General features: G+C 66.5%; 1 protein-coding gene and 1 pseudogene. One reads left to right on the top strand and one right to left on the bottom strand.

Going from position 1 to position 242, the window contains the following annotated elements:
• Positions 1–101 (bottom strand): HisA/HisF-related TIM barrel protein (locus FNJ47_RS52670; protein WP_347341841.1); only part of this gene is annotated, 101 nt, incomplete at its 3' end.
• Between the two features lie 16 nt (positions 102–117).
• Here FNJ47_RS52670 and FNJ47_RS48620 point away from each other — a divergent pair.
• Positions 118–242, top strand: a pseudogene (locus FNJ47_RS48620) (HisA/HisF-related TIM barrel protein); the annotation flags it as partial.

Here is a 242-nt window from a genome sequence, read left to right as displayed (position 1 = left end):
TCCTCGAATCGCTCAGCGATCTCGAGCGCGGTCACATGCGAGGTCTCGGCCCAGCCCTCGACCGCGACCTTGCCGTCGCGTGCATCGAGGCCGACGGCCACACGGCCGGGGAATTGCTTCGCCGCGCAGGGTTTCGAATATCTCCACGTCGTCGATCTCGACGGCGCCTTCGCCGGCAAGCCGATGAATGCGCATGCGGTGGAGGCGATGCTGAAAGCCGTCACCATGCCGGTGCAGCTCGG

Origin of the sequence: Bradyrhizobium uaiense, assembly GCF_010811875.1 — a bacterium.
In the GTDB taxonomy this organism is placed as follows: domain Bacteria; phylum Pseudomonadota; class Alphaproteobacteria; order Rhizobiales; family Xanthobacteraceae; genus Bradyrhizobium; species Bradyrhizobium uaiense.
Note: the sequence above shows the minus strand (reverse complement) of the source record. Positions and strands in the feature narration are given on the sequence as shown.